The 21,284-nt window shown below is 63.5% G+C and carries 21 protein-coding genes; 16 read left to right on the top strand and 5 right to left on the bottom strand.

Annotation, left to right across the window (positions count from 1 at the left end; genetic code table 11):
* Positions 1–37: 37 nt before the first annotated feature.
* Entirely contained in the window at positions 38–880 is an 843-nt protein-coding gene (locus I6L33_RS12080; RefSeq protein ID WP_123245845.1) for a HAMP domain-containing protein, read from the top strand.
* Here I6L33_RS12080 and I6L33_RS12075 read toward each other — a convergent pair.
* Positions 877–1,227: a hypothetical protein gene (locus tag I6L33_RS12075; RefSeq protein ID WP_010634517.1), complete on the bottom strand. Its 351-nt coding sequence runs from the start codon at positions 1,225–1,227 to the stop codon at positions 877–879. The two genes, I6L33_RS12080 and I6L33_RS12075, sit on opposite strands and share 4 nt — an antisense overlap.
* Positions 1,228–1,420: 193 nt before the next feature.
* On the opposite strand from I6L33_RS12075, the gene asnS reads away from it, so the two are divergent.
* The 3 genes from asnS to I6L33_RS12060 all read left to right on the top strand — a co-directional run bounded on the left by asnS (position 1,421) and on the right by I6L33_RS12060 (position 5,330).
* The gene (gene asnS, locus I6L33_RS12070) at positions 1,421–2,821 is read left to right on the top strand and encodes an asparagine--tRNA ligase (protein WP_005299016.1); all 1,401 of its coding nucleotides are present in this window, start codon (positions 1,421–1,423) and stop codon (positions 2,819–2,821) included.
* Between the two features lie 376 nt (positions 2,822–3,197).
* The gene (locus I6L33_RS12065) at positions 3,198–4,541 is read left to right on the top strand and encodes an anaerobic C4-dicarboxylate transporter (RefSeq protein WP_017786075.1); all 1,344 of its coding nucleotides are present in this window, start codon (positions 3,198–3,200) and stop codon (positions 4,539–4,541) included.
* Between the two features lie 132 nt (positions 4,542–4,673).
* Positions 4,674–5,330: an adenine nucleotide alpha hydrolase gene (locus I6L33_RS12060; protein WP_216972587.1), complete on the top strand. Its 657-nt coding sequence runs from the start codon at positions 4,674–4,676 to the stop codon at positions 5,328–5,330.
* A gap of 85 nt (positions 5,331–5,415) precedes the next feature.
* Here the strand turns inward: I6L33_RS12060 and I6L33_RS12055 are convergent, their stop codons facing one another.
* Positions 5,416–6,555, bottom strand: a complete 1,140-nt coding sequence (locus I6L33_RS12055; protein ID WP_216972586.1) for a M20 family metallopeptidase — start codon at positions 6,553–6,555, stop codon at positions 5,416–5,418.
* Between the two features lie 84 nt (positions 6,556–6,639).
* Complete coding sequence (gene dcuC / locus I6L33_RS12050; RefSeq protein ID WP_216972585.1) at positions 6,640–8,016, bottom strand: C4-dicarboxylate transporter DcuC; 1,377 nt, start codon at positions 8,014–8,016, stop codon at positions 6,640–6,642.
* A 286-nt stretch (positions 8,017–8,302) separates the two neighbouring features.
* Between dcuC and I6L33_RS12045 the strand changes: the two genes are divergently transcribed.
* The 9 genes from I6L33_RS12045 to I6L33_RS12005 all read left to right on the top strand — a co-directional run bounded on the left by I6L33_RS12045 (position 8,303) and on the right by I6L33_RS12005 (position 16,742).
* Positions 8,303–8,617 carry a hypothetical protein gene (locus I6L33_RS12045; protein ID WP_005298999.1) on the top strand — a complete coding sequence of 105 codons (315 nt, stop codon included), beginning with the start codon at positions 8,303–8,305 and terminating at the stop codon, positions 8,615–8,617.
* Between the two features lie 316 nt (positions 8,618–8,933).
* Positions 8,934–9,845, top strand: a complete 912-nt coding sequence (locus I6L33_RS12040) for a LysR family transcriptional regulator (protein WP_216972584.1) — start codon at positions 8,934–8,936, stop codon at positions 9,843–9,845.
* Positions 9,846–10,041: 196 nt separating this feature from the next.
* Positions 10,042–10,392: an ArsC family reductase gene (locus I6L33_RS12035; protein ID WP_065017451.1), complete on the top strand. Its 351-nt coding sequence runs from the start codon at positions 10,042–10,044 to the stop codon at positions 10,390–10,392.
* Positions 10,393–10,401: 9 nt separating this feature from the next.
* Positions 10,402–11,529 carry a succinyl-diaminopimelate desuccinylase gene (dapE, locus tag I6L33_RS12030; RefSeq protein ID WP_216972583.1) on the top strand — a complete coding sequence of 376 codons (1,128 nt, stop codon included), beginning with the start codon at positions 10,402–10,404 and terminating at the stop codon, positions 11,527–11,529.
* A complete protein-coding gene (locus I6L33_RS12025; protein WP_213343083.1) occupies positions 11,526–12,215 on the top strand; it encodes a M15 family metallopeptidase in 690 nt (229 codons plus the stop codon). The genes dapE and I6L33_RS12025 overlap by 4 nt, the downstream gene beginning before the upstream one ends.
* Positions 12,212–12,358 carry a hypothetical protein gene (locus tag I6L33_RS12020; protein ID WP_005298986.1) on the top strand — a complete coding sequence of 49 codons (147 nt, stop codon included), beginning with the start codon at positions 12,212–12,214 and terminating at the stop codon, positions 12,356–12,358. The genes I6L33_RS12025 and I6L33_RS12020 overlap by 4 nt, the downstream gene beginning before the upstream one ends.
* Positions 12,359–12,629: 271 nt before the next feature.
* Complete coding sequence (locus I6L33_RS12015; protein WP_005298984.1) at positions 12,630–14,357, top strand: potassium/proton antiporter; 1,728 nt, start codon at positions 12,630–12,632, stop codon at positions 14,355–14,357.
* A gap of 39 nt (positions 14,358–14,396) precedes the next feature.
* Positions 14,397–15,500 carry a beta-N-acetylglucosaminidase domain-containing protein gene (locus I6L33_RS12010; RefSeq protein ID WP_216972582.1) on the top strand — a complete coding sequence of 368 codons (1,104 nt, stop codon included), beginning with the start codon at positions 14,397–14,399 and terminating at the stop codon, positions 15,498–15,500.
* A 33-nt stretch (positions 15,501–15,533) separates the two neighbouring features.
* Positions 15,534–16,742: a sodium:proton antiporter gene (locus I6L33_RS12005; protein ID WP_216972581.1), complete on the top strand. Its 1,209-nt coding sequence runs from the start codon at positions 15,534–15,536 to the stop codon at positions 16,740–16,742.
* An 86-nt stretch (positions 16,743–16,828) separates the two neighbouring features.
* Here I6L33_RS12005 and I6L33_RS12000 read toward each other — a convergent pair whose 3' ends face one another.
* A complete protein-coding gene (locus I6L33_RS12000; protein ID WP_017779584.1) occupies positions 16,829–17,617 on the bottom strand; it encodes a DUF1460 domain-containing protein in 789 nt (262 codons plus the stop codon).
* 209 nt (positions 17,618–17,826) lie between these two features.
* Complete coding sequence (locus I6L33_RS11995) at positions 17,827–18,459, bottom strand: LysE family translocator (RefSeq protein WP_017786084.1); 633 nt, start codon at positions 18,457–18,459, stop codon at positions 17,827–17,829.
* 164 nt (positions 18,460–18,623) lie between these two features.
* On the opposite strand from I6L33_RS11995, the gene I6L33_RS11990 reads away from it, so the two are divergent.
* The 3 genes from I6L33_RS11990 to I6L33_RS11980 all read left to right on the top strand — a co-directional run bounded on the left by I6L33_RS11990 (position 18,624) and on the right by I6L33_RS11980 (position 21,248).
* Complete coding sequence (locus I6L33_RS11990; RefSeq protein WP_216972580.1) at positions 18,624–20,246, top strand: methyl-accepting chemotaxis protein; 1,623 nt, start codon at positions 18,624–18,626, stop codon at positions 20,244–20,246.
* Positions 20,247–20,424: 178 nt separating this feature from the next.
* The gene (locus tag I6L33_RS11985; protein ID WP_010634531.1) at positions 20,425–20,955 is read left to right on the top strand and encodes a DUF1523 family protein; all 531 of its coding nucleotides are present in this window, start codon (positions 20,425–20,427) and stop codon (positions 20,953–20,955) included.
* A complete protein-coding gene (locus I6L33_RS11980) occupies positions 20,952–21,248 on the top strand; it encodes a helix-turn-helix domain-containing protein (RefSeq protein WP_005298972.1) in 297 nt (98 codons plus the stop codon). The genes I6L33_RS11985 and I6L33_RS11980 overlap by 4 nt, the downstream gene beginning before the upstream one ends.
* The last annotated feature ends 36 nt before the right edge of the window (positions 21,249–21,284 follow it).

Raw genomic sequence — 21,284 nt, 5'->3', positions numbered from 1 at the left:
GACTGCGCGGGTTTTACCCAACAGATGTACCGTTCCCATGCGCCTCTCCATTGCTGCCAAAATCAACTTCTTCCTGCTGTTCATCTTCTCCATGGTGCTGGTGTTTTCCGCGGCCTATCAGGCGGTGCGCGAGCGCGACCTCATTCTGACCCTCATCAAGGAGCAGAGCCGCGAGCAGACCGAAGCCTATTTCGATGGGCTCAACATGCTGATGCTGACCGGCAAGATGGAAGCCCGCGATACCCTGCGCGACAAGTTTCTCGAACACGCTCACGTGGAGGATGCCCGCATCGTGCGCAGCGAGGCGGTGAGCAAGCAGTACGGGGCCGGCCGCGAGCACGAGCAGTCCAAGGACAGGTTCGACGAGCTGGCACTGGCGGGTAAAGGGAGCCTGGAGGTGGTACACGACGGCATGCACAGCAAGCTGGTGGTGACCCGCCCACTGCTGGCCAAGAAGGATTTTCGCGGCACCGATTGCACCAGCTGCCACCAGGTGCCGGAGAATACCGTGCTGGGAGCGGTGCGCTTTGATTACTCCCTCGACACCCTGTTTACCCGGGTCGAGCAGAACATTCTCACCTCGGCCCTGAGCCTCACCGTCATCTTCGGGCTGGGGCTGCTGCTCACCCTCTGGGTCATCCGTACCTGGATCGTCCGCCCCCTCAACCAGCTGACCCGCTCCATGGAGGAGGCCACCGATCTGCACGACTTCGGCCACCGGCTGGAAGGGGATGAGGGGGACGAGATTGGTCGGGTGGCGCTCGCCTACAACCAGATGCTCGACAGCGTGGAACGCCAGCTCGGCAAGCGCTCCGCTGGCGAGCAGCCGCGGGCGGGGCAAGCGCCCTCCAGCCGCGACCGCTCCGGGCCGGCAGACTAGCCCAGGTAGTAGAACAGCAGGCTGGCGACGAGGATCAGCAGCAAGATAGCCAGGTGCACCCGCCCCGTGTCCTCCCGCCGCCGGCAGCGCCAACGCTCTGCCAGCAGCACCGCCAGGGTCAGCAGGCAGCATCCCCAGAGCCCGTGCAGCAGCCAGGGGGTGAGCTGGGGATCCCAGCTCTGGCGCACCTTGATCCCGCCATAGACCAGAAAACCGTAGGCCACCTCTGGCCGGGCGAAGTGGTAGAGGGAGAGCAGCACGATAAAGCCGCCCCAGCAGAGGATCACCAGCCCCCGCAACACCCGTGTCAGCCCGTCCGGCCCCCGTCGCCGCTCTTTCACGTCCATCCCCCGTTCCGCAGGCCCGCCAATGAAGTGATTGGCGCCGAAATCCCCCCCAGAGTCCGACATTTTTGCTTGTTTATCAAACCTGCGCGGGTAAGATGAACGGCTTAGTCTGCCATGGTGGGCCATCTGTGCCCGGGCCAGACCCCTAGTGTTGCAAATAGCGCTGCAAGAACAAGCTGGAGACAATATTTCGATGACGCACGCATCCGTAGTAGATGTGCTGGCCGGTAAGTATTCGGTCGGCACCACCCTGACAGTGAAAGGGTGGATCCGGACCCGCCGTGATTCCAAGGCGGGGATCTCATTTTTGGCCGTTTCCGATGGCTCCTGTTTCCATCCGGTACAGGCCGTCGTCCCCAATACCCTGGCCAATTACGAGAATGAAGTGCAGCGTCTGACCACAGCTTGCTCCGTCGAAGTGACCGGCACCGTGGTCGAGTCCCAGGGCAGCGGCCAGGCGTTCGAACTGCAGGCCACCGAGGTCAAGGTGGTGGGCTGGGTCGAAGATCCGGACACCTACCCCATGTCCGCCAAGCGCCACAGCATCGAGTACCTGCGCGAGCAGGGCCACCTGCGTGCCCGCACCAACATCGTCGGCGCCGTGACCCGGGTGCGCAACTGCCTCTCCCAGGCCATTCACCGCTTCTTCCACGAACAGGGCTACCTCTGGATCGCGGCTCCGCTCATCACCGCCTCCGACACCGAAGGCGCCGGCGAGATGTTCCGCGTCTCCACCCTGGATCTGGAAAACCTGCCGCGCACCCCGCAAGGCAAGGTGGACTACGACAAGGACTTCTTCGGCAAGGAGACCTTCCTGACCGTATCCGGCCAGCTGAACGTCGAGACCTATGCCTGCGCCCTGTCCAAGGTCTACACCTTCGGGCCGACCTTCCGCGCCGAAAACTCCAACACCAGCCGCCATCTGGCCGAGTTCTGGATGGTGGAGCCGGAAGTGGCCTTCGCCGATCTGGAAGACAACGCCGCGCTGGCCGAAGCCATGCTGAAGTACGTCTTCAACGCCGTGCTGAGCGAGCGCCGCGACGATCTGGAGTTCTTCGCCCAGCACGTGGACAAGGACGCCATCGGCCGTCTGGAGCGCTTCGTTGCCTCCGATTTCGCCCAGATTGACTACACAGACGCCATCGAAGTGCTGAAGAACTGCGGCAAGAGCTTCGAGTTCCCGGTCTCCTGGGGTATCGATCTCTCTTCCGAGCACGAGCGTTACCTGGCCGAAGAGCACTTCAAGTCACCGGTAGTAGTGAAGAACTACCCGAAAGACATCAAGGCCTTCTACATGCGCCTCAACGACGACGGCAAAACCGTTGCCGCCATGGACGTACTGGCCCCGGGTATCGGCGAGATCATCGGCGGCTCCCAGCGTGAAGAGCGTCTCGAGGTGCTGGATGCCCGTCTGGCCGAGATGGGCCTGAACAAGGAAGACTACTGGTGGTACCGCGACCTGCGCCGCTACGGCACTGTGCCGCACTCCGGCTTTGGTCTGGGCTTCGAGCGTCTGGTGGTCTACGTGACCGGCATGGGCAACGTGCGCGACGTGATCCCCTTCCCGCGTACCCCACGCACCGCCGAGTTCTGATTACGGGACTTTGCCGACAAAGCCGACCTCAGGGTCGGCTTTTTGTTGCCCGCTCCCCTGCCACCGGCTTGTCTTGGCCACAATTAATCACTTTTTTTGCAACAAACCGCTCCCCTCGCCTTTTTATCCTGCTACCCTGCCCGCCTTCAAGCTCCATACGATGCCACCTGCTATCCATAAAATAACAAAAGGGTTAATACGTGGTTTTTATGGCGTTAAATCAAAAAGCGATGAGTTATTGAAGTACCTCAAATTTTTGCCCCCTTGTGGCAGGCAAAATAACCACTAACCCTTTAGGGCTAAATAAAAAACAGACAATCCCGGTCCATGCGCCCAACACAGCACTTACATGGATTAAATAACGCGAGGTAATGGAATGATCTTGATGGAATTTTTGGTGGTACTCGGCTGCTTGCTGCTGGGTACCCGGTTTGGCGGCATGGGGCTGGGTCTCATCAGCGGCATCGGTCTGTTCCTGCTGACCTTCGTGTTCGGTCTGGTACCAGGCGAACCGCCGGTGCAGGTGATGCTGACCATACTGGCGGTGATCGGTTGTGCCGCCACCCTGCAGACCGCCGGCGGTCTCAACCTGATGATGCAGGTGGCCGAGCGTCTGCTGCGCCGTCACCCCCAATACATCACCATACTGGCCCCGCTCACCACCTGGACCCTCACCTTCCTGTGCGGCACCGGCCACGTGGTCTACACCATGTTCCCCATCATCGCCGACATCGCGCTGCAGAAGAACATCCGCCCCGAGCGCCCGATGGCAGTGGCCTCCGTCGCCTCCCAGATGGCCATCTGCGCCTCGCCGGTCTCGGTGGCCGTGGTCTCCATGGTCTCCATCCTGGCGGCCGGTCACGGCATCGGTCAGGCCTACGGTCTGCTCGACATCCTGATGATCGCCATCCCCTCCTCCCTGACCGGCGTCATCGTGGCGGCCCTCTGGAGCCTGCGCCGTGGCAAGGATCTGGACAAGGACGAGGAGTTCCAGGCCAAGATCCAGGATCCGGAGCAGCGCGCCTTCATCTACGGCGGCGGTGAAACCCTGCTCAATACCAAGTTCCCGAAAGAGGCCTACTGGTCTACTTGGATCTTCTTCGCCGCCATCGCTGCCGTGGTACTGCTGGGTGCCAACGAAGGTCTGCGTCCGGTCTTCACCATCAAGGAGAAAACAGGCCCGCTCTCCATGAACCTGGTGATCCAGATGATGATGCTGATCGCCGGCGCCATCATACTGATGCGCTGCAAGGTCAAGCCGGGCGAGATCGCCAACGGCGCCGTCTTCAAGGCGGGCATGGTCGCCATCTTCTCCGTGTTCGGGGTCGCCTGGATGAGCGAAACCTTCTTCCAGGCACACATGCCGCTGCTCAAAGAGACCCTGGCCCACGTGGTACAGGCCCAGCCCTGGACCTACGCCCTGGTGCTGTTCCTCATCTCCAAGCTGGTAAACAGCCAGGCCGCGGCGCTGACCGCCATCGCCCCCATGGGGCTGGCGCTGGGGGTCGAACCCAAGCTGCTGATCGCCTTCCTGCCGGCGAGCTACGGCTACTTCGTGCTGCCAACCTACCCAAGCGATCTGGCCTGTATCGGTTTCGACCGCTCCGGCACCACCCGCATCGGCAAGTTCATCATCAACCACAGCTTCATCATTCCGGGGCTGATCGGGGTGGTGACCTCCTGCTCGCTGGGCTTTATCCTGACCAGCATCCTGCTCTGACGGGGTCGCACCGCGCAATCCGTTCCACAGGCCCCCGCTCGGGGGCCTGTGCTTTTCGCTCACCTTCCTGCTTTGCCAACCGCCCGCACTCTGGGTAGCATGACCCCTCTTTTTCTTTGCGGAATCTCCCCCATGTCTCGCGTCATCGTGCTCTGGAGCGGCGGCAAGGATGCCATGCAGGCGCTCTGCCATGCCCGTGAAGCGGGTCATCAGGTGGTGGCACTGGCGACCTTTGCACCTCCCTCGCCCCGCTTTCTGGCCCATCCCCTGTCGCAAGTGCGTCGACAGGCGGCGGCCCTCGGGCTGCCCCATCGGCTGGTCACCATAGAGGCGCCGTTCGATCTCGGTTATGAGCGGGCGCTGACCAAGCTCAAGAAGGAGTGGCAACTGGATGGGGTCGTCACCGGCGATATCGACAGCGTGGCCGGCGCGCCTAACTGGATCCGCGAGCGCTGTCGCCCGCTTGGTCTCACCGTGCATACACCGCTCTGGCAACTCTCCCGCGAGGCGCTGCTGGCGGATCTGCTGACCCGCGGTATCGTCGCCCACCTCTCCTGCGTCGATACCCGCGTCCTGACCCCCGAGTGGGTGGCACGAACACTCGATGCAGCCACCCTCGCCGAGTTGCAGCAGCTGGCGGCCACCCAAGGCTTTGATGCCTGCGGCGAGCAGGGGGAGTACCACACCATGGTGACCGACGGCCCGGGTTTTGCGGCGCCGCTGGTGCTGGGGCGCTGGCAGGTCGCCCGTCAGGAGCAGCTCGCCTATCTGCTGGAGGGTGAGGAGTAGCACGCAGTTCCGTTCGACCGGTCTGCACCGGCACAACAGATAAAAAACGGGAGGCGATGGCCTCCCGTTTTGCTCTTCATGCTGCCTATCTTGCCAGCTTGCCCAGCATCCGCTGCAACAGGCGGATGCGCGGCGCTATGCTCTCCAGCAGCAGGAACTCAGCCTCCGAGTGGAAGCCGCCCCCCATGGGGCCGAAGCCATCCAGCGACGGCACGCCCGCCGCGGCGGTGAAGTTGGCATCCGAGCCGCCACCGGCCTCCAGCCAGTTGAAGGTGATCCCCTCCTCTTTCGCTGCCGCCTCCACCAGTGCCATCAACGCCTCGGTGTCGCCGCTTGGGCGCATCGCCGGCTTGAAGCTCTGACGATCCACCTCGACCCGGCAACCGGCGAGGAAGGGGTTGTTGGCCATGAAGGTGAGCCGCTCGTGCACGGCGGCCGCTTCGTCATTGCTCCAGAAGCGCAGATCGACGATCGCCTCGGCAAAGTCCGGCACCACGTTGACGCCGGTCCCCCCCTGCACCACCCCCACGTTCATGGTGGTGCCGGTGTTGAGGTTGACCTGCTGGTTGATGGCGAGCACCCAGTGGGCCAGCTCGGTGATGGCGGAGATCCCCTCGCTCAGCGCCGAGCCGGCGTGGGAGGCCTTGCCGTGGAAGGTGATGCGGTACTTGGCATTGCCCTTGCGGGCGCTGATGAGATCCCCGTTCGGGCGGGCCGCCTCGGCCACCAGCACGCAGCCGCTCTGTCTGGCCTTCTCCACCAGCCACTCCTTGGACCAGGGGGAGCCTATCTCCTCATCACAGTTGCAGCAGACCAGCACCTTGAGCCTGGCCAACACGGCCGGGTCCATCCCTTTGAGGGCATACCAGGTGGAGAGCAGGCCGCTCTTCATGTCCGACACGCCGGGGCCAAAGGCCTGATTGCCTTCGATTTTCAATGGGCGCTTGGCCGCCGTCCCCTCGGGGAAGACGGTGTCCATGTGGCCCACCAGCATCACATCGTAGTGATCCGCCCCCGGCGCATTGGTTGCCTCGAGGCAGGGGCCGCACTCGGCGGCGAACTGGTGGCGGGTCACCTGCCAGCCGATGGCCTCATATTTCTCGGTCATGATGTCGGCTACCGTCGCCACCCCGGCCGGGGTGCGGGTGCCGCAATCGAGGTTGATGATGGGGGCCAGATCCGCCAGGTAGGCGTCCAGGGAAAAAGCGTTGCGAGAGTCTGTCATTGTCATCTCCTGGGACGGGAGGGCACGCCTCCCGTCCGACAGCCGAGTGAAAGGGGCGTACGACCCGTGTCGTCCGCCACCCGCTTACATAAACAGCAGATAGTTGAGGGTCAGCGCCGTCACCAGGGCGCCGGCCATGGGCACGCAGGTGCGCTTGACCACCACGAAGGGGGAGACCTTGGCGATGCCCGCACAGGCGATCAGCACAGCCGCGATGGGGGAGACGGTGCGGCCTATGCTGGAGGCGAGCTGCATCGGCAGCAGCATGGTCACCGCCGGCACCCCGAACTTGGCCGCCACCGCGGGGGCCAGGGTCGAGAAGCTCAGGAAAGCCGCGTTGCCCGAGCCCATGATGACCGCCGCCACCATGATGAGTCCCACCATCACCAGGGTCATCAGGCCGCTGCCGATGCCGGCGTTGCTGGCCGAGTGCAGCAGGGTATCGATGGCACCGATGGCTTTGAGGGATTCGGCAAACAGCTCGGCACAGACAATGAGCGCCACCACGGGGCCGAATACCTTGCCCATGCCGTCGAGGAAGCTGGAGAGCCCGGCAAAGGCGCTGCGCACCGAGCGGGTGCGCAGCAGCTCGCACAACATGCCGATAAAGACCGACAGCAGCATAGCCACCTCCACGCTCATCTTGATGTCGCTCACCAGCAACTTGGAGAAGGTCATCATCAACACGAAGGGGATGATGGGCAGCAGGCCGTACCAGGTCGGTGCGGGCACCTCGTCTGCCCCTTTCTCGTCCAGCTCGGCGTGCTCGCCCCGATGCTGGGCCGGATCCCAGCCATCCTGGCGGTCACAGTGCCGCTGCCAGAAGAAGTGCAGCACCATGGTCACCAGCAACATGGGGGCCACCAGCCAGATCTGGTAGTCGACGAAATAGCTGGTGGGATCCATACCGGATTGGCCGGCGGAGAAGATGGCATTGGTCTGGGTCGGGCCGATTTCGAACGCCTGGGAGGTGGCGATGACGCCGCAGGCGGAGGCCGGGCTGATGCCGAGGTTGCGCATCACCGGGTACATGGTGACCATGAGCAGCAGGCCAAGGCCGGTGGCGGAGGTGACGAACAGGGAGACGAACACCGCCACCAGGTAGCAGATGGCCAGCATCAGGTAGCTGGACTGGATGCCCGCCACCGGTTTGACCGCCACCCGCACCAGCGACTGGGAGGCGCCGATATGGGACATGTAGGTGGCAAAGCCAGCCACCGCCATGATGGTGAGGCCGAGGCCCGCCGCCCGGTAGGAGAAGATCCCCTTGAACACCTCGAACAGGTCGAACAAGGCGAAGCCGGTGCTCTTGTCGGCGGGCAGAATGGGATGCAATCCCAGCCAGTAGGCGACGGTGAAGATGGCCATGCCGGCCAGTGCCAGCACCGCCTGCGGGTTGTAATCCTTGACGATGCCGTAGACCACGGCCAGCAGGACGAGCAAGACGAAGACGAGTTCCAAATATTCACTCCTGATAAAGTTATCGAGGAGCGAAATCTAGTGGTCTGACCGCGCTTTCCCATTGATCCCTGTCAAGAAAGATGGCTTGACCGCACTTCGATAAAATAAAATGCTACACACTTAACAAAAAACGGTCTTTTAAACTAAAAGCAAACCTTTAGAATCCCTTTGCCACGCGTTCTGGCGAATAACCTCAGGCTTTTTTGCTTTGGATCAACGTCAGGGGCCAGTGAACTGGCCAAGATGCGCAACGACACACAGAGACCGTTTCGCGCCGGAGAGAGTTATGACAGACCGAGCCACCGCAGGCATGACGACCTGCGACTACAAGCTATGGGACATCCTCGTCGAGTCTGCAAAGGAACGCACCACCATTCGTTACTCCAAGCTGGCCAGGCAGGCCGGGCTGGAGAATTGCCAGGATGAGCTGCGCACCCTGTTGCAACGCATCCGCATGTACTGCACCGAGCATCAGTTGCCGATCCTCTCCGCCATCGTGGTGGACGATGTGGGCAAATATACCGGCCTCTCCTCCAGTCTGCCGGACGCCCCCTGGGAGCGGGCCAAGGTGTTTGACTACCAGTGGCCGGTTGCGCCCTGAGTGCTCAGCCCCTCACCATAACGCGCCCACCGGCGCGTTTTGTACTTCTTCGGGCCCCATTTTCCTGAACCGCAGGCAAAAAAAACCCGCCGAGACGGCGGGTACTAAGCAAGCAACGCTCTGGATGACCAGAGTAAAGAGTTCAGGCTGTCGAATCTTGCCACCTCCGGCACCACGCGAAAGAGGTAACAGGACAACATGGGTTTGCATAAATCGCTGATTTACCCAAGCTTCATGCTGACCATCGACGGGAAATGAGACTAAAGTGAAGGCCCTGCTTAAGGAAATGATTTATTAGTATTCCATTATGCACAGAATGAATTTACGAGGCGTCGACCTCAACCTGCTGGTGGTGCTCAAGGCACTGCTGGAGGAGCGCAACACCACCAAGGCCGCCGAACGACTCGCCATGAGCCAGCCGGCCGTCAGCCGGGCACTGGCCCGCTTGCGTCTGCTCTATGACGATCCCCTGCTGATCCGCACCCCCCAGGGCATGGAACCCACCGCCCGGGCGGAGGCCTTGCTGCTGCCGCTGCGGGAGATCCTGCGCGACATCGAGCAGACCTTCAGCTCCCCCGAGCAGCTCGACCCCGCCCAGTTCGAGGGGGTGCTGCGCATCGGGGCCCACACCTACGTGGAGTATGTGATGATGCCAAGCCTGCTGGCCCGGCTGCAGCAGCAGGCGCCCAACCTGCGCATCCACATGGTGCCGCTCAATGCGGACTACGAGAGCCAGCTCGACGAAGGGGTCATCAGCATGGTGATCAGCAAACAGGACGAGGTGCCCGGCCGTTTTCGCCGCATCCCGCTGTTCGAGGACAAGCTGATCTGCGCCGCCCACCGCAGCCACCCGCTGCAGGGCCAGGTGCTGTGCATCGAATCCTTCGCCCAGGCTCAGCACCTGCTGGTCGCCCCGCGCGGCAGCGAAGGGGGCATCGTCGATGATCTGCTGGCCGCCCACGGCATGACCCGGCACACCCCCTTGATCGTGCAGAGCTTTCTGGCCGCCCCCTTCATCCTGCCGTGCGCGCCTCTGCTGCTCACCTCCCCTGCCCGGGTGCTGCGTCCGCTGATGCCGCTGCTGGATCTGGTGGAGTACGAGACCCGCTTTGCCCTGCCCACCTTCGAGGTGAGCCTCATTCGCCATCGTCGCGACGACAACAACGCCATGCTCAACTGGTTCGAATCCGAACTGCACCTCTGGTGTCGCACCCAGAGCGAACTCTGATGCCCACCGGCGCATCCTGCGCCGGGTACTTTTCCCCTCTTCCCAGGCCCGACCAGCGCCTCGCCTCACCTCCCCCATGCGCATCGGCGTTGCCTTGGGATCGCCACAATGCCAGAATCGGGCCTCTTCTTGATTTCCCGTTTCAGGACTCAAGTTTCGGCTTTCCGGGCCCATGCCCGCAGACAAAGGACTCCCCATGGCCACCACTCTCTATGGCATCAAGAACTGCGACACCATCAAGAAAGCCCGCAAGTGGCTGGAGCAGGCCGGCATCGACTACCGCTTTCACGACCACAGGGCCGACGGCCTGAACCCGGCCGACCTCGACCGCTGGCTGGACCAGCTCGGCTGGGAGGCGCTGCTCAACAGCCGCGGCACCACCTTTCGCGCCCTGCCGGAGGAGGCCAAGCAGGGGCTCGACACCGCCAAGGCCCGCGCCCTCTTGCTGGAGCACCCGGCCATGATCAAGCGCCCGCTGCTGGACCAAGACGGCGAGCTGACTCTGGGCTTCAAGGCCGATCACTACCAATCCCTCTTCTCTCGTTAAGGAAAAACGATGTCGGATGTCATCGCACTGGCCAAGGATCTGATCCGCCGCCCCTCCGTTACCCCGCTGGATGAAGGGTGTCAGACCCTGATGGCGGAGCGCCTCGCCAAGCTCGGCTTCGTCATCGAGCCCATGGTGTTCGAAGACACCACCAACCTCTGGGCTCGCCGCGGCAGCGAGGGGCCGCTGTTCTGCTTCGCCGGCCACACCGACGTGGTGCCCGCCGGCCCGCTGGACAAATGGCACACCCCGCCGTTCGAGCCGACCATCCAGGATGGCGTGCTGTACGGGCGCGGCGCCGCCGACATGAAGGGCTCGCTGGCCGCCATGGTGGTGGCGGTCGAGCGCTTCGTGGCCGAGTATCCGGATCACGCCGGGTCGATTGCCTTCCTCATCACCTCCGACGAGGAGGGGCCCTTCATCAACGGTACCACCCGGGTGATCGACACCCTGGAGGCCCGTAACGAGAAGATCCGCTGGTGCATCGTCGGCGAGCCCTCCTCTACCGCCGTGGTGGGGGACGTGGTGAAGAACGGCCGGCGCGGCTCCATCACCGGCGATCTGCTGGTGCGCGGGGTGCAGGGCCACGTCGCCTATCCCCATCTGGCGGACAACCCGATCCACAAGGCGGCCCCGGCGCTGGCCGAGCTCGCCGCCATCGAATGGGATCAGGGCAACGCCTACTTCCCTCCCACCAGCTTCCAGATCGCCAACATCCAGGCGGGCACCGGTGCCTCCAACGTCATTCCCGGCGAACTGCACGTCCAGTTCAACTTCCGCTTCAGCACCGAGCTCACCGATGCCGCGATCCGCGAGCGGGTCGAAGCCCTGCTCGAGCGGCACGGTCTCGATTACCAGATCAAGTGGACCCTCTCCGGCCAGCCCTTCCTCACCGACACCGGCAAGCTGCTGGCGGCGGCGGTTTCTGCCATCGAGGCGGTGAACGGCCAGCAGCCGGCCCTGCTCACCACGGGGGGAACGTCCGATGGGCGCTTTATCGCCCCCACCGGGGCGGAAGTGATCGAGCTGGGCCCGGTCAACGCCACCATCCACAAGGTGAACGAGTGCGTGAAGGCGGACGATCTGGATCTGCTGGCCGACATGTACCAAGGGGTGCTCGCGAGGTTGCTGGTATGACCCAGGATCAGCTGCTGGGCCAGGATGAGGGTCACCTCATCCTGGTGGGGCAAGGCCCACACCGGCTGACGGCCGCCACCGCGGCGGCCTTCAACGACATGCAGGTGGCCGCCGCCCACGCCGGCTTCAACCTGCAGCCCGCCTCCAGCTGGCGGGGCTTCGAGCGCCAGCTCGCCATCTGGAACGGCAAGTGGCGCGGCGAGCGGCCGCTGCTCGATGCCCATAGCCAGCCCATCGACGCCCTGCACCTGAGTGACGAGGAGCGGCTGCACGCCATCCTGCACTGGAGCGCCCTGCCCGGCACCAGCCGTCACCACTGGGGCACCGACCTCGACATCTACGACCCGGACTGTCTGCCCGCCGGCACCAAACTGGCGCTGGAGCCCTGGGAGTATGAAGAGGGAGGCTGGTTTGCCGACTTGAGCGAATGGCTGGAGGATCGCATGAACGACTTCGGCTTCTTCCTGCCTTATGCCAAGCCGGCCGATGCCGGCAGCGGCGTCGCCTACGAGCCCTGGCACCTCAGCTTTGCGCCTGAGTCCCGCGAGCAGCGGCTCGACCCGGCGGCGCTGGCACTTTGCCTGCAACAGGCGGATATTGAAGGCAAGGCGACCATATTGGCCAACCTCGACGAGATCCTGGCCCGCTATGTCACCCTGGCCACCGACGAAAGGAGTAGCACATGAACCTCTGGCTCTGGATAGGCTTGCCCCTGCTCTTCCTGCTCGGCCTGTTTCTCAACGCCATCAAGGACATGAAGCGGCTGGAGAAAGAGCTGCCCCGCTACAAGGACAAGATCCGGGAAGTGAAGGACGACGAGGACGACTGACGACCTCGGTCAGCAGGGGCCCGGCGTGGGCCCCTGCCGTTTGCTGCCCGCTGCGGCGCCCGCCTCTCCCTCAAGTGTCCGTTTTGTGAACATCATCACGTTGCCGACCGCTCTGATCACCCCGCTGACCCCCTTTTGATGGCCAGAACCCTTCGCAGCAATCGCACTGAAAATGTAAAAAACTGCAAATAAATGCACAATTAAGCCACACGGAGCCGGTCAAACTGCATATAATGTGCCTGATTTGCATTTTGACAGAAGGAGTTCGCCATTGGATGCCGTCACCATCAACAGTTTCTTCCTCGTCGCGGCCTTGTTGGTGGGTGCCAGTGTCCTGTTGAGCGCGCTCTCCTCCCGTCTCGGTATCCCCATCCTGGTGATCTTCCTCGCTGTCGGCATGCTGGCCGGTGAGGACGGCCCCGGCGGCATCCACTTCGCCGACTACTCCATCGCCTACCTGGTGGGCAACCTGGCGCTCGCCATCATATTGCTGGACGGCGGCATGCGCACCCGGGTCTCCTCGTTTCGGGTCGCGCTCTGGCCCGCCCTGTCGCTGGCCACGGTCGGGGTGGCCATCACCACCGGCCTCACGGGCCTCGCCGCCGCCTGGCTGTTTGACCTCAACCTGCTGCAGGGGATGCTGATCGGCGCCATCGTCGGCTCCACCGATGCGGCGGCGGTCTTCTCCCTGCTCGGCGGGCGCAGCCTCAACGAGCGGGTCAGCGCCACCCTGGAGATAGAGTCAGGCAGCAACGATCCCATGGCGGTGTTTCTCACCGTCACCCTGATCGAGGTGCTGGCCACCGCCCAGCAGGGGCTGGATGGCGGCTTTCTGCTGCTGCAACTGCTCAAGCAGTTCGGGCTGGGAGCCGGCATCGGCCTTGGCGCCGGCTGGCTGCTGTGGAAGCTCATCAACAGCGCCCGGCTGGCCCCCGGCCTCTACCCGCTGCTGACCGTCAGCGGCGGCCTGCTCATCTTCGCCCTCACCACGGCGGTGGGTGGCAGCGGCATCCTGGCCATCTACCTCACCGGCCTGTTGCTCGGCAACCTCTCCCTGCGCAGCCGCAGCACCACCTTGTCGGTGCTGGACGGCCTGACCTGGCTCAGCCAGATCGGCATGTTCCTGGTGCTGGGGCTGCTCGCCTCCCCCCACAAGCTGCTGCCCATCGCCCTGCCGGCGCTGGCGCTGGCCATGTGGATGATCCTGTTCGCCCGCCCTATCTCCGTCTGGATCGGCCTGCTGCCGTTCAAGAACTTCGCCCCCCGCGAGCGCTGGTTCATCTCCTGGGTGGGGCTGCGCGGCGCCGTGCCGATCATTCTGGCGGTGTTCCCCATGATGGCGGGGCTGCCCAATGCCCAACTCTACTTCAATGTCGCCTTCTTCGTGGTGCTGGTCTCGCTGATCCTGCAGGGCAGCTCGCTGCCGCTGGCCTCCCGCCTCGCCCGGGTCGAAGTGCCGGCGCCCCCCTCGCCCATCAACCGCTCCGGGCTCGAGATCGATCTCGACAGCCAGTGGGAGACCTTCGTCTATCGCCTGAGCGACGAGAAGTGGTGCATCGGCTCGCCGCTGCGGGATCTGCGCATGCCCAAGGGCACCCGCATCTGCGCCCTGTTCCGCGAGCAGGAGCTGCTGCACCCCTCGGGCAGTACCTGTCTGCAATCGGACGACATCCTCTGCGTCATCGGCCACGAGCGCGACCTGCCTGCCCTCGGCCAGCTGTTCAGCCAGGCGCCGGAGCAGGATCTGGGCCCCCGCTTCTTCGGTGACTTCCTGCTGGAGGCGGCCGCCAAGCTGGTGGATCTGGCACCGCTGTACGGGCTGGATGTGAGCGAAGTGGCGGATCAGACCCTTGGCCATTTTATTGCACAGCAGTTGGGCGATAATCTGGTGGTCGGCGACCACGTCGAATGGCAGGGGCTGATCTGGACCGTTGCCGAAATGGAAGAGGGTGAACCCCGCAAGATAGGGGTGCGTTTTCTGGAAGAAGATCCGGTCTGATCGCCGTCTGCCTCGTCCTCTGCGAGAAGGGAGTTATCTATGCCTTACCAAACCCTGTTGTCCGGCCTGCAACCCCCTTCGCCCAACCTGGGGGTGATCGAGGGCTTCTTTGGCAAGGGCTGGAGCTGGGAAGCCCGCGCCCGCTACGCCCAGTGGCTGCCCCGCCACGGTTACGGCTTCTATCTCTATGCCCCGAAAGAGGATGGCTATCTGCGCAAGCACTGGGCCAAGCCCTGGCCTGCCGCCCAGCTCGAGGCACTGCGCCAGCTCGCCCGCCAGTGCCGCGACAACGGCCTCGCCTTCGGGGTGGGGCTGAGCCCCATGGGTGCCCACCACGACTATGCCCGCCAGCGACCGGCCCTGCTGGAGAAGGTGCGGCTCATCGAGGAGGAGCTCAAGCCCGACATCCTGGCGATCCTGTTTGACGACATGAAGGGGGATACCCCGGATCTTGCCCACTGGCAGCTCACCATCACCCACGACATCGCGGCCCATACCAGTGCCGGCCGGCTGCTGTTCTGCCCCAGCTACTACAGCACGGACCCTGTGCTGGAGAAGGTGTTCGGCGCCATGCCCCCCCACTATCTGCAGGATCTGGGGCAGGGGCTGGATCGGCGCATCGACATCTTCTGGACCGGCCCCAAGGTCTGCTCCAGCGAGTACCCGGCGGCCCACCTGCGCCAGGCGGCCGAGTGGCTGCACCGCAAGCCGTTTCTGTGGGACAACTACCCGGTCAACGACGGCAGCAAGGCCAGCAGCTTCCTGCACCTGCGCGCCTTCGAAAACCGCCCGGCGGAGTTGGCGGATCTCGTGAACGGCCATGCGGTCAACCCCATGAAACAGGCGGCGCTGTCGGCCCTGCCGCTGGCCACCCTGCCCATGAGCTACCGGCTCGGCAAGCAGTACGACCCGGACAAGGCGCTGCACGCCTCCCTCAACGCCACCTGCGGCCCGCAGATCTCCGCCATGATCCAGGCTGACCTGCCGCTGTTTCAGGACATAGGGCTGGCCCAGCTGACCCCTGAGCAGGTGACTCACCTCAAGGCTCGCTACCTGCCGTTTCGCGACCAATCCTGCGTCGACGAGATCCTGCGCTGGCTCGATGGCGAGTATGTGTTCGACCCGGACTGTCTCACCGACTGATCCCCACCCAGGCACATTGCCACAGGAGGCAGCATGGACGCGTCCCTGATTTACCAGAACCTGGCGGTGATCGCCGCCTTCCTGCTCATCTACAGCCTGATCGCCGGGCGCTTTGAATCCCGGCTTATCAACGGCCCCTTGCTGTTCTTGCTGATGGGCTGGCTGCTGGGGCCGGGCGGCATCGAGCTGCTCTCCCTCTCCATCGACAGCGACGGCATCAAGCTCCTGGCGGAGCTGACCCTGGTCATAGTGCTGTTCAGCGATGCGGCCAACACCAACTGGCAGGTGCTGCTGGCCAACCGCAGCCTGCCCATCCGGCTGCTGCTGATCGGCCTGCCGCTCACCCTGCTGGCCGGCACCCTGTTCGGCCGCTGGATCTACCCGGACCTGCCGCTGCTGGAGCTGGCCATCCTCTCCACCATACTCGCCCCCACCGATGCGGCGCTCGGCAAGGCGGTGGTGAGCAACCCGGCGGTGCCCGCCCCCATCCGCGAGGGGCTCAACCAGGAGAGCGGCCTCAACGACGGCATCTGCGTGCCCGTGTTGCTCCTGCTGCTCGCCCTCATCGCCCCTACCGAGCAGCACAGTGGCACCGGCCTGCTGGCCATCACCCTGCTGCTGGAGGAGATCGGCATCGGCCTGCTGGTGGCCTGGGGGCTCACCACCTTCACCCTGCGCCTGCTCAAGACCTCCTACCTCAACGGCTGGCAGCTGCCGCTCTGGCGCCAGCTCACCATGCCGGGGCTGGCCCTGCTCTGCTTCGCGCTGGCCCAGACCCTGGGCGGCAGCGGCTTTATCGCCGCCTTCGTCGGCGGCCTGCTGATGGGCCGCAAACTGGGGGAGCACAAGCACGCCTACCTGGACAGCTGCGAGGGATACGGGGATCTGCTCTCTGTGGTGATCTGGATGGTATTCGGCGCCACCCTGATGCCCATGCTGGCAGAGCTGCTGCACTGGCAATACTGGCTCTATGCCGCCGCCAGCCTCACCCTGCTGCGCATGGTGCCGGTCTGGCTGAGCCTGCTCGGCACCGGCCTCAAGCTCGAACTCAAGCTCTTCATCGGCTGGTTCGGGCCGCGGGGGCTGGCCAGCATCGTCTTTGCGGTGATGGTGCTGCAAAACGAGCCGGCCCTCCTCGGCCAGCGCCCCATCATCGCCACCGTGCTCTGCACCATCATACTGAGCGTCATCCTGCACGGTCTTAGCGCCAATCCCTGGGTCGCCCGCTTCAAACCCCGTTGAGGGGACCACCAACAAAAAGCCCCGGGCACTGCCCGGGGCTTCTCTTTTATCAGACGCAAGGCGTCCATCTCGGCCAGGTCCCCTCCCTAGGAGCTCGCGTCCTCGGCCTGGGGCCGATAGACCAGGATCCCCGGCTTGTTCTGCACGTACTCCAGGAAGGGGGAGTCCACCACCTGCATCTTGCTCGAGAGGGAGGAGGCATTGCGCAGCACGGGGCCGTTCTCGCCGCGGATGAAGATGCCGGTGTGAGTGACGTCGAGCCCGGCCAGATCGGTGTAGATGCCGATGTAGTCCCCCTCTTCCAGCAGACTCAGGGTGTTCTCGTCGATGCTGGCGGACGGAATGTAGGTGATGTCCCGCGCCGTCACCCCCAGCCCCGGAATGTAGTGGCCGCCGTCGGCCTTCTGGTTGAGCAGCTTGGCGGTGGTCACCGCAGCGCCGCCCACCAGATGGGTCACGTCGCTCACCTTGTTGTCACCATGCACCCAGTCTGAGAAGAAGTGCTTTCTGGTCAGATAGTTGACCTCACCGTTCACGTAACGAGTGTGCATCAGGTTCTCGATGAAGTGATGCACACTCGTTGCGCGACGCAGCGACTCGACATAGTCCAGATAGGTAAAGCAATCGAGCCCGCCAAAATCCACCACCAGCTTCTCCTGCACCTCGTTCGACCCCACCAGCCGGTTGGCCACATAGGGGTTGCCCAGAAACAGGCCGGAGAAGGTCTTGATCGTCTGACCCGGCGCCCCCTGCTGACGGGCAAACAGCTCGATAAGTTGCGGCTCCTTGATGTTGTAAAAATCGAGGTTCCTCTCTTTGCCGGCAGCCGCTGCGCCAGCAAACAGGAGCAATGCAATACTGGTCAGCCTCATCATCCTTAAATCTCCTTGCTCGGAATGTTAATAAACGGACCCTGTACACTCTCTCGCAGGCGCAAGAGAATGCCATTCGAGACTGACGACATCCCAGCCGTTTGCAAACCGGATAAATGTAAGCAAATGTGGCCAACCATCCGCCGGCAACACAAAAAAGCCCCGCATGGCGGGGCTTCTCGGCAGTAACAGACCAGCTGGCAAGTGCGGCATCAACCCAGCGCCAGCCAGACCCCGACAAACAGCATGAGAGAGCCGGCGATCCGGTTCATCAGGGTGACGTTGCCGCTCTTGGCGAGGAAGTGGCGCAAGGTGCGACCGCCGCTCGCGTAGAGCAGCAGGCAGGAGAACTCGATGAGCAGGATCAGGGCCACCAGGGCGCTGATCTGGGGTGCCATCGGCTTGGCCGCGTTGATGAAGGGGGGCAACAGGGAGACCATGAAGGCCCACCCCTTGGGGTTGGCGATGGCGGTAACGAAGCCCTGCATGGCCAGCGCCAGCGGCCGCGTCTCCTGGGCGGCCGACAGATCCGCCGGGATCGCCAGCTTGCCCTTGGCCTGCCACATCTGGATGCCGAGCCAGATGAGATAGGCGCCGCCCACGTACTTGAAGGCGGCAAACAGCGCCGGGTAGTTGAGCATGACGGCCGCCACCCCGATCACCGACAGCACAGAGACCAGGCCGACCCCGATGAGCTCGCCCCACATCATGTGCAGGGTGCGGCGCACCCCCAGACTCATGCCGAGGGTCATCGCCAGGGTCATGCACATGCCGGGGGTTACGGAGACAAAAAAGAACGTGGGAATAAACAGCGCCAAAATGGCAGGATCGATCCAGTCGGACACACAACACCTCCATGGTAACAGACCGACGATCTTGCCTATCACACTCATTTAACACAAGAAAAAACCTTTTCAAATAGCCGGTTTTGCACCTTAAAAACCTGTGACAAGCTTTGTCGCGCCTGTGTAAGATGCCGCCTTGTTTCTCTTTTGGGTCAGGATCTTTCATGTCATTGAATAATCTCTCTATCCGTCTGCAAGTACTCATCCCTCTCCTGCTCGCCAGCCTGTTGATGATCCTGATGATCGGGATCGGCAAACAGGACATCGACCGCGCCATCGACGACATGAACGAGACCACCGCCAGCGTGACCCGTCACAAGGACGACATCGCCACCCTGATCCACGCCACCTACCGGCTGCGCACCAACGCCATCTACGGCCTCTACGATCCCGCCCGCTTTGCCCAGCTGCCCAGCGAGCTCTCCGCCGCCGAGCAGGAGATAGGTGCCATCCTGGCCAGACTGGCCATCGCCGGTGCCGAGCAGGACAACAGCCGGGTCGCGGCCGCCCTGCAGGCCTACCTCAGCCACACCCGCAGCAACATGCTGCCGCTGCTGGCCGCCAAGCACCAGGGCGGCGGCGATCCTGCCGCCTATGAGCAGACCCGCCTGCGCTTTCGCGATCTGGGGGAGGATCTCATCAAGCAGATCGATGCCATGTCCGCCCACGTCAACCAGCTGATCCTGGCTGAAATTGCCGAGGAGCAGGCTCACTACCACGCCACCCTGCTGCGCACCCTGCTGCTGATGGCAGCCAGTCTGGCCGCCGCCCTGTTTGGCGGCTGGTGGCTCTCCGGCCGCATCGTGCGTCCCATCGGTCAGCTGCAGCAGGTGATGCGCGCGGTGGCCCAGGGCCGCTTCAACGTGCGTGCCGTCAGCGATGGCAACAACGAGCTGAGCCAGCTGGCCGCCGACATCAACCAGACCCTGACCCAGCTTGGCAACACCATCCAGACCCTGACCGGCATCAGTGGCAACGTGGCCTCCGCCGCCACCGAACTCGCCGCCGTGATGACCCAGGCAGAGGTCAATGCCCAGCAGCAGCGCGGTGAGACCGAACAGGTGGCCTCCGCCGTCACCGAGCTGGCCAGCACCGCCGACAACGTCAACCACAACGCCGCCCTGGCCGACGAGCTGGCGCGCGATGCCAACCAGCGGGTCGAAGAGGGGCTGGCGCTGTTTGCCGAGAGCATCCAGGCCAACAGCCGCATGGCCAACAGTCTGGAGAGCGCCGCCTCCGTGGTGGCCAGCCTCAAGTCCCAGTCCGAGCAGATCGGCAAGGTAATCGAGGTCATCCAGGGGATTTCCGAGCAGACCAACCTGCTGGCCCTCAACGCCGCCATCGAGGCCGCCCGCGCCGGTGAAACCGGTCGCGGCTTTGCGGTGGTGGCCGACGAGGTGCGCATGCTGGCGGCCCGCACCCAGGACTCCACCAAGGAGATCCAGGCCATCATCGAGCAGCTGCAGAGCCAGTCTCTCTCCGCCAACAGCGGCGTGCAGGATACCCTGGCCATCCTGGCCCACAACCAGCAGCTCTCCGGCCAGGTGCAGGATCTGCTGGGCGGCATCACGGAGGCGGTCAACCAGATCAACGGCGCCAACGCCCAGGTGGCTACCGCCGCCGAGGAGCAGTCCTGCGTCACCGCCGACATCAACCGCAACATCACCAACATCCACGAGATCGTGAACCAGAACGCGGCCGGTATCAGCCAGAGTGCCGCCGCCAGTCACGAACTGTCACAGCTCGCCGAGCAGCAGCGCAAGCAGCTGTCCCAGTTCCAGCTGTGACGCCAACCCGCTGACCAGACAGAGAGGCCCCGCACGCGGGGCCTCTCTGTTAATGACGCTGACGACTTGTTATTGTTTTAAACGCTATTTTTTATGATCAGGCTTCATTGGGGGCTGGGCTACCTCACCAAATATGGGTATGGTAGAGGCACGTCACTCCCCCTCATGCGAGATCATCATGAAGCTGTCCTTCAAGAAACCGGCCTTCATCGGCCTCGGGCTCATCGCCCTCGTCACCGCCATCTGGCTCGACTACTACCTGCCGGAACACACCATCGCCACCATCACAGGGGTGGAGGTGAAGCGCACCGACAAGGATGGCCCCATCAGCCAGAAGAACCCGGCCGACGGCCCCACCACCGACGTCTACTACATCTACACCGAGCGTCCCGGCGAGAAGATCCGCGTGTTCCGCAATGAAGACACCGAGTGGGGCTGGCCCTTCTACTTCAAGTTCAACGCCGCCGACGTGCAGGCCAAAGCCAAGTCGATGGAGTTCGAAAAACGGCTGGCCATCATCACCTCCTACGGCTGGCGCATCAACATGTTCTCCATGTTCCCCAACGTCACCAAGATTGAGAGCACCGAGCCCGACGCCTCCACCTGGAGCTTCTTCCGCTGGTTCTGGTTCGGCATCTGGGCCCTGGTGATGGGCAAGGCAGCCATCGCTACCTGGCGCTACTTCGATCGTCTCGAGGACGAGATATGAGTGAGCCGAGCAAGACGCGCACCAGCTTCTATCGCCGGCTCTACGTGGCCTGGCTGATCAGCCAGGGCACGGATACGGTGCCGGCCATCATGGAAGCGACCGGCATGCCACGCCGCACCGCGCAGGATACGCTCAGTGCCCTGGCCGAGCTGGACATCAGCTGCGGCTTCGAGCAGACCGAGGGGGCTCGCCATCTGCAGGGGCACTATCGCATCAGTGACTGGGGACCCATCAACCCGGCCTGGATAAAAGCCCAACTGCCGGTTATCAAGGAGACGCTGGGTTACCCCTGAAACCACAGACTTGATCGTCTGTGACTGGGACCAATC

It is taken from the genome of Aeromonas sp. FDAARGOS 1403, assembly GCF_019047325.1.
GTDB classification, from domain to species: Bacteria; Pseudomonadota; Gammaproteobacteria; order Enterobacterales; family Aeromonadaceae; genus Aeromonas; species Aeromonas dhakensis.
The sequence above is the reverse complement of the archived record's forward strand: the minus strand, read 5'-3'. Positions and strand labels throughout refer to the sequence as shown.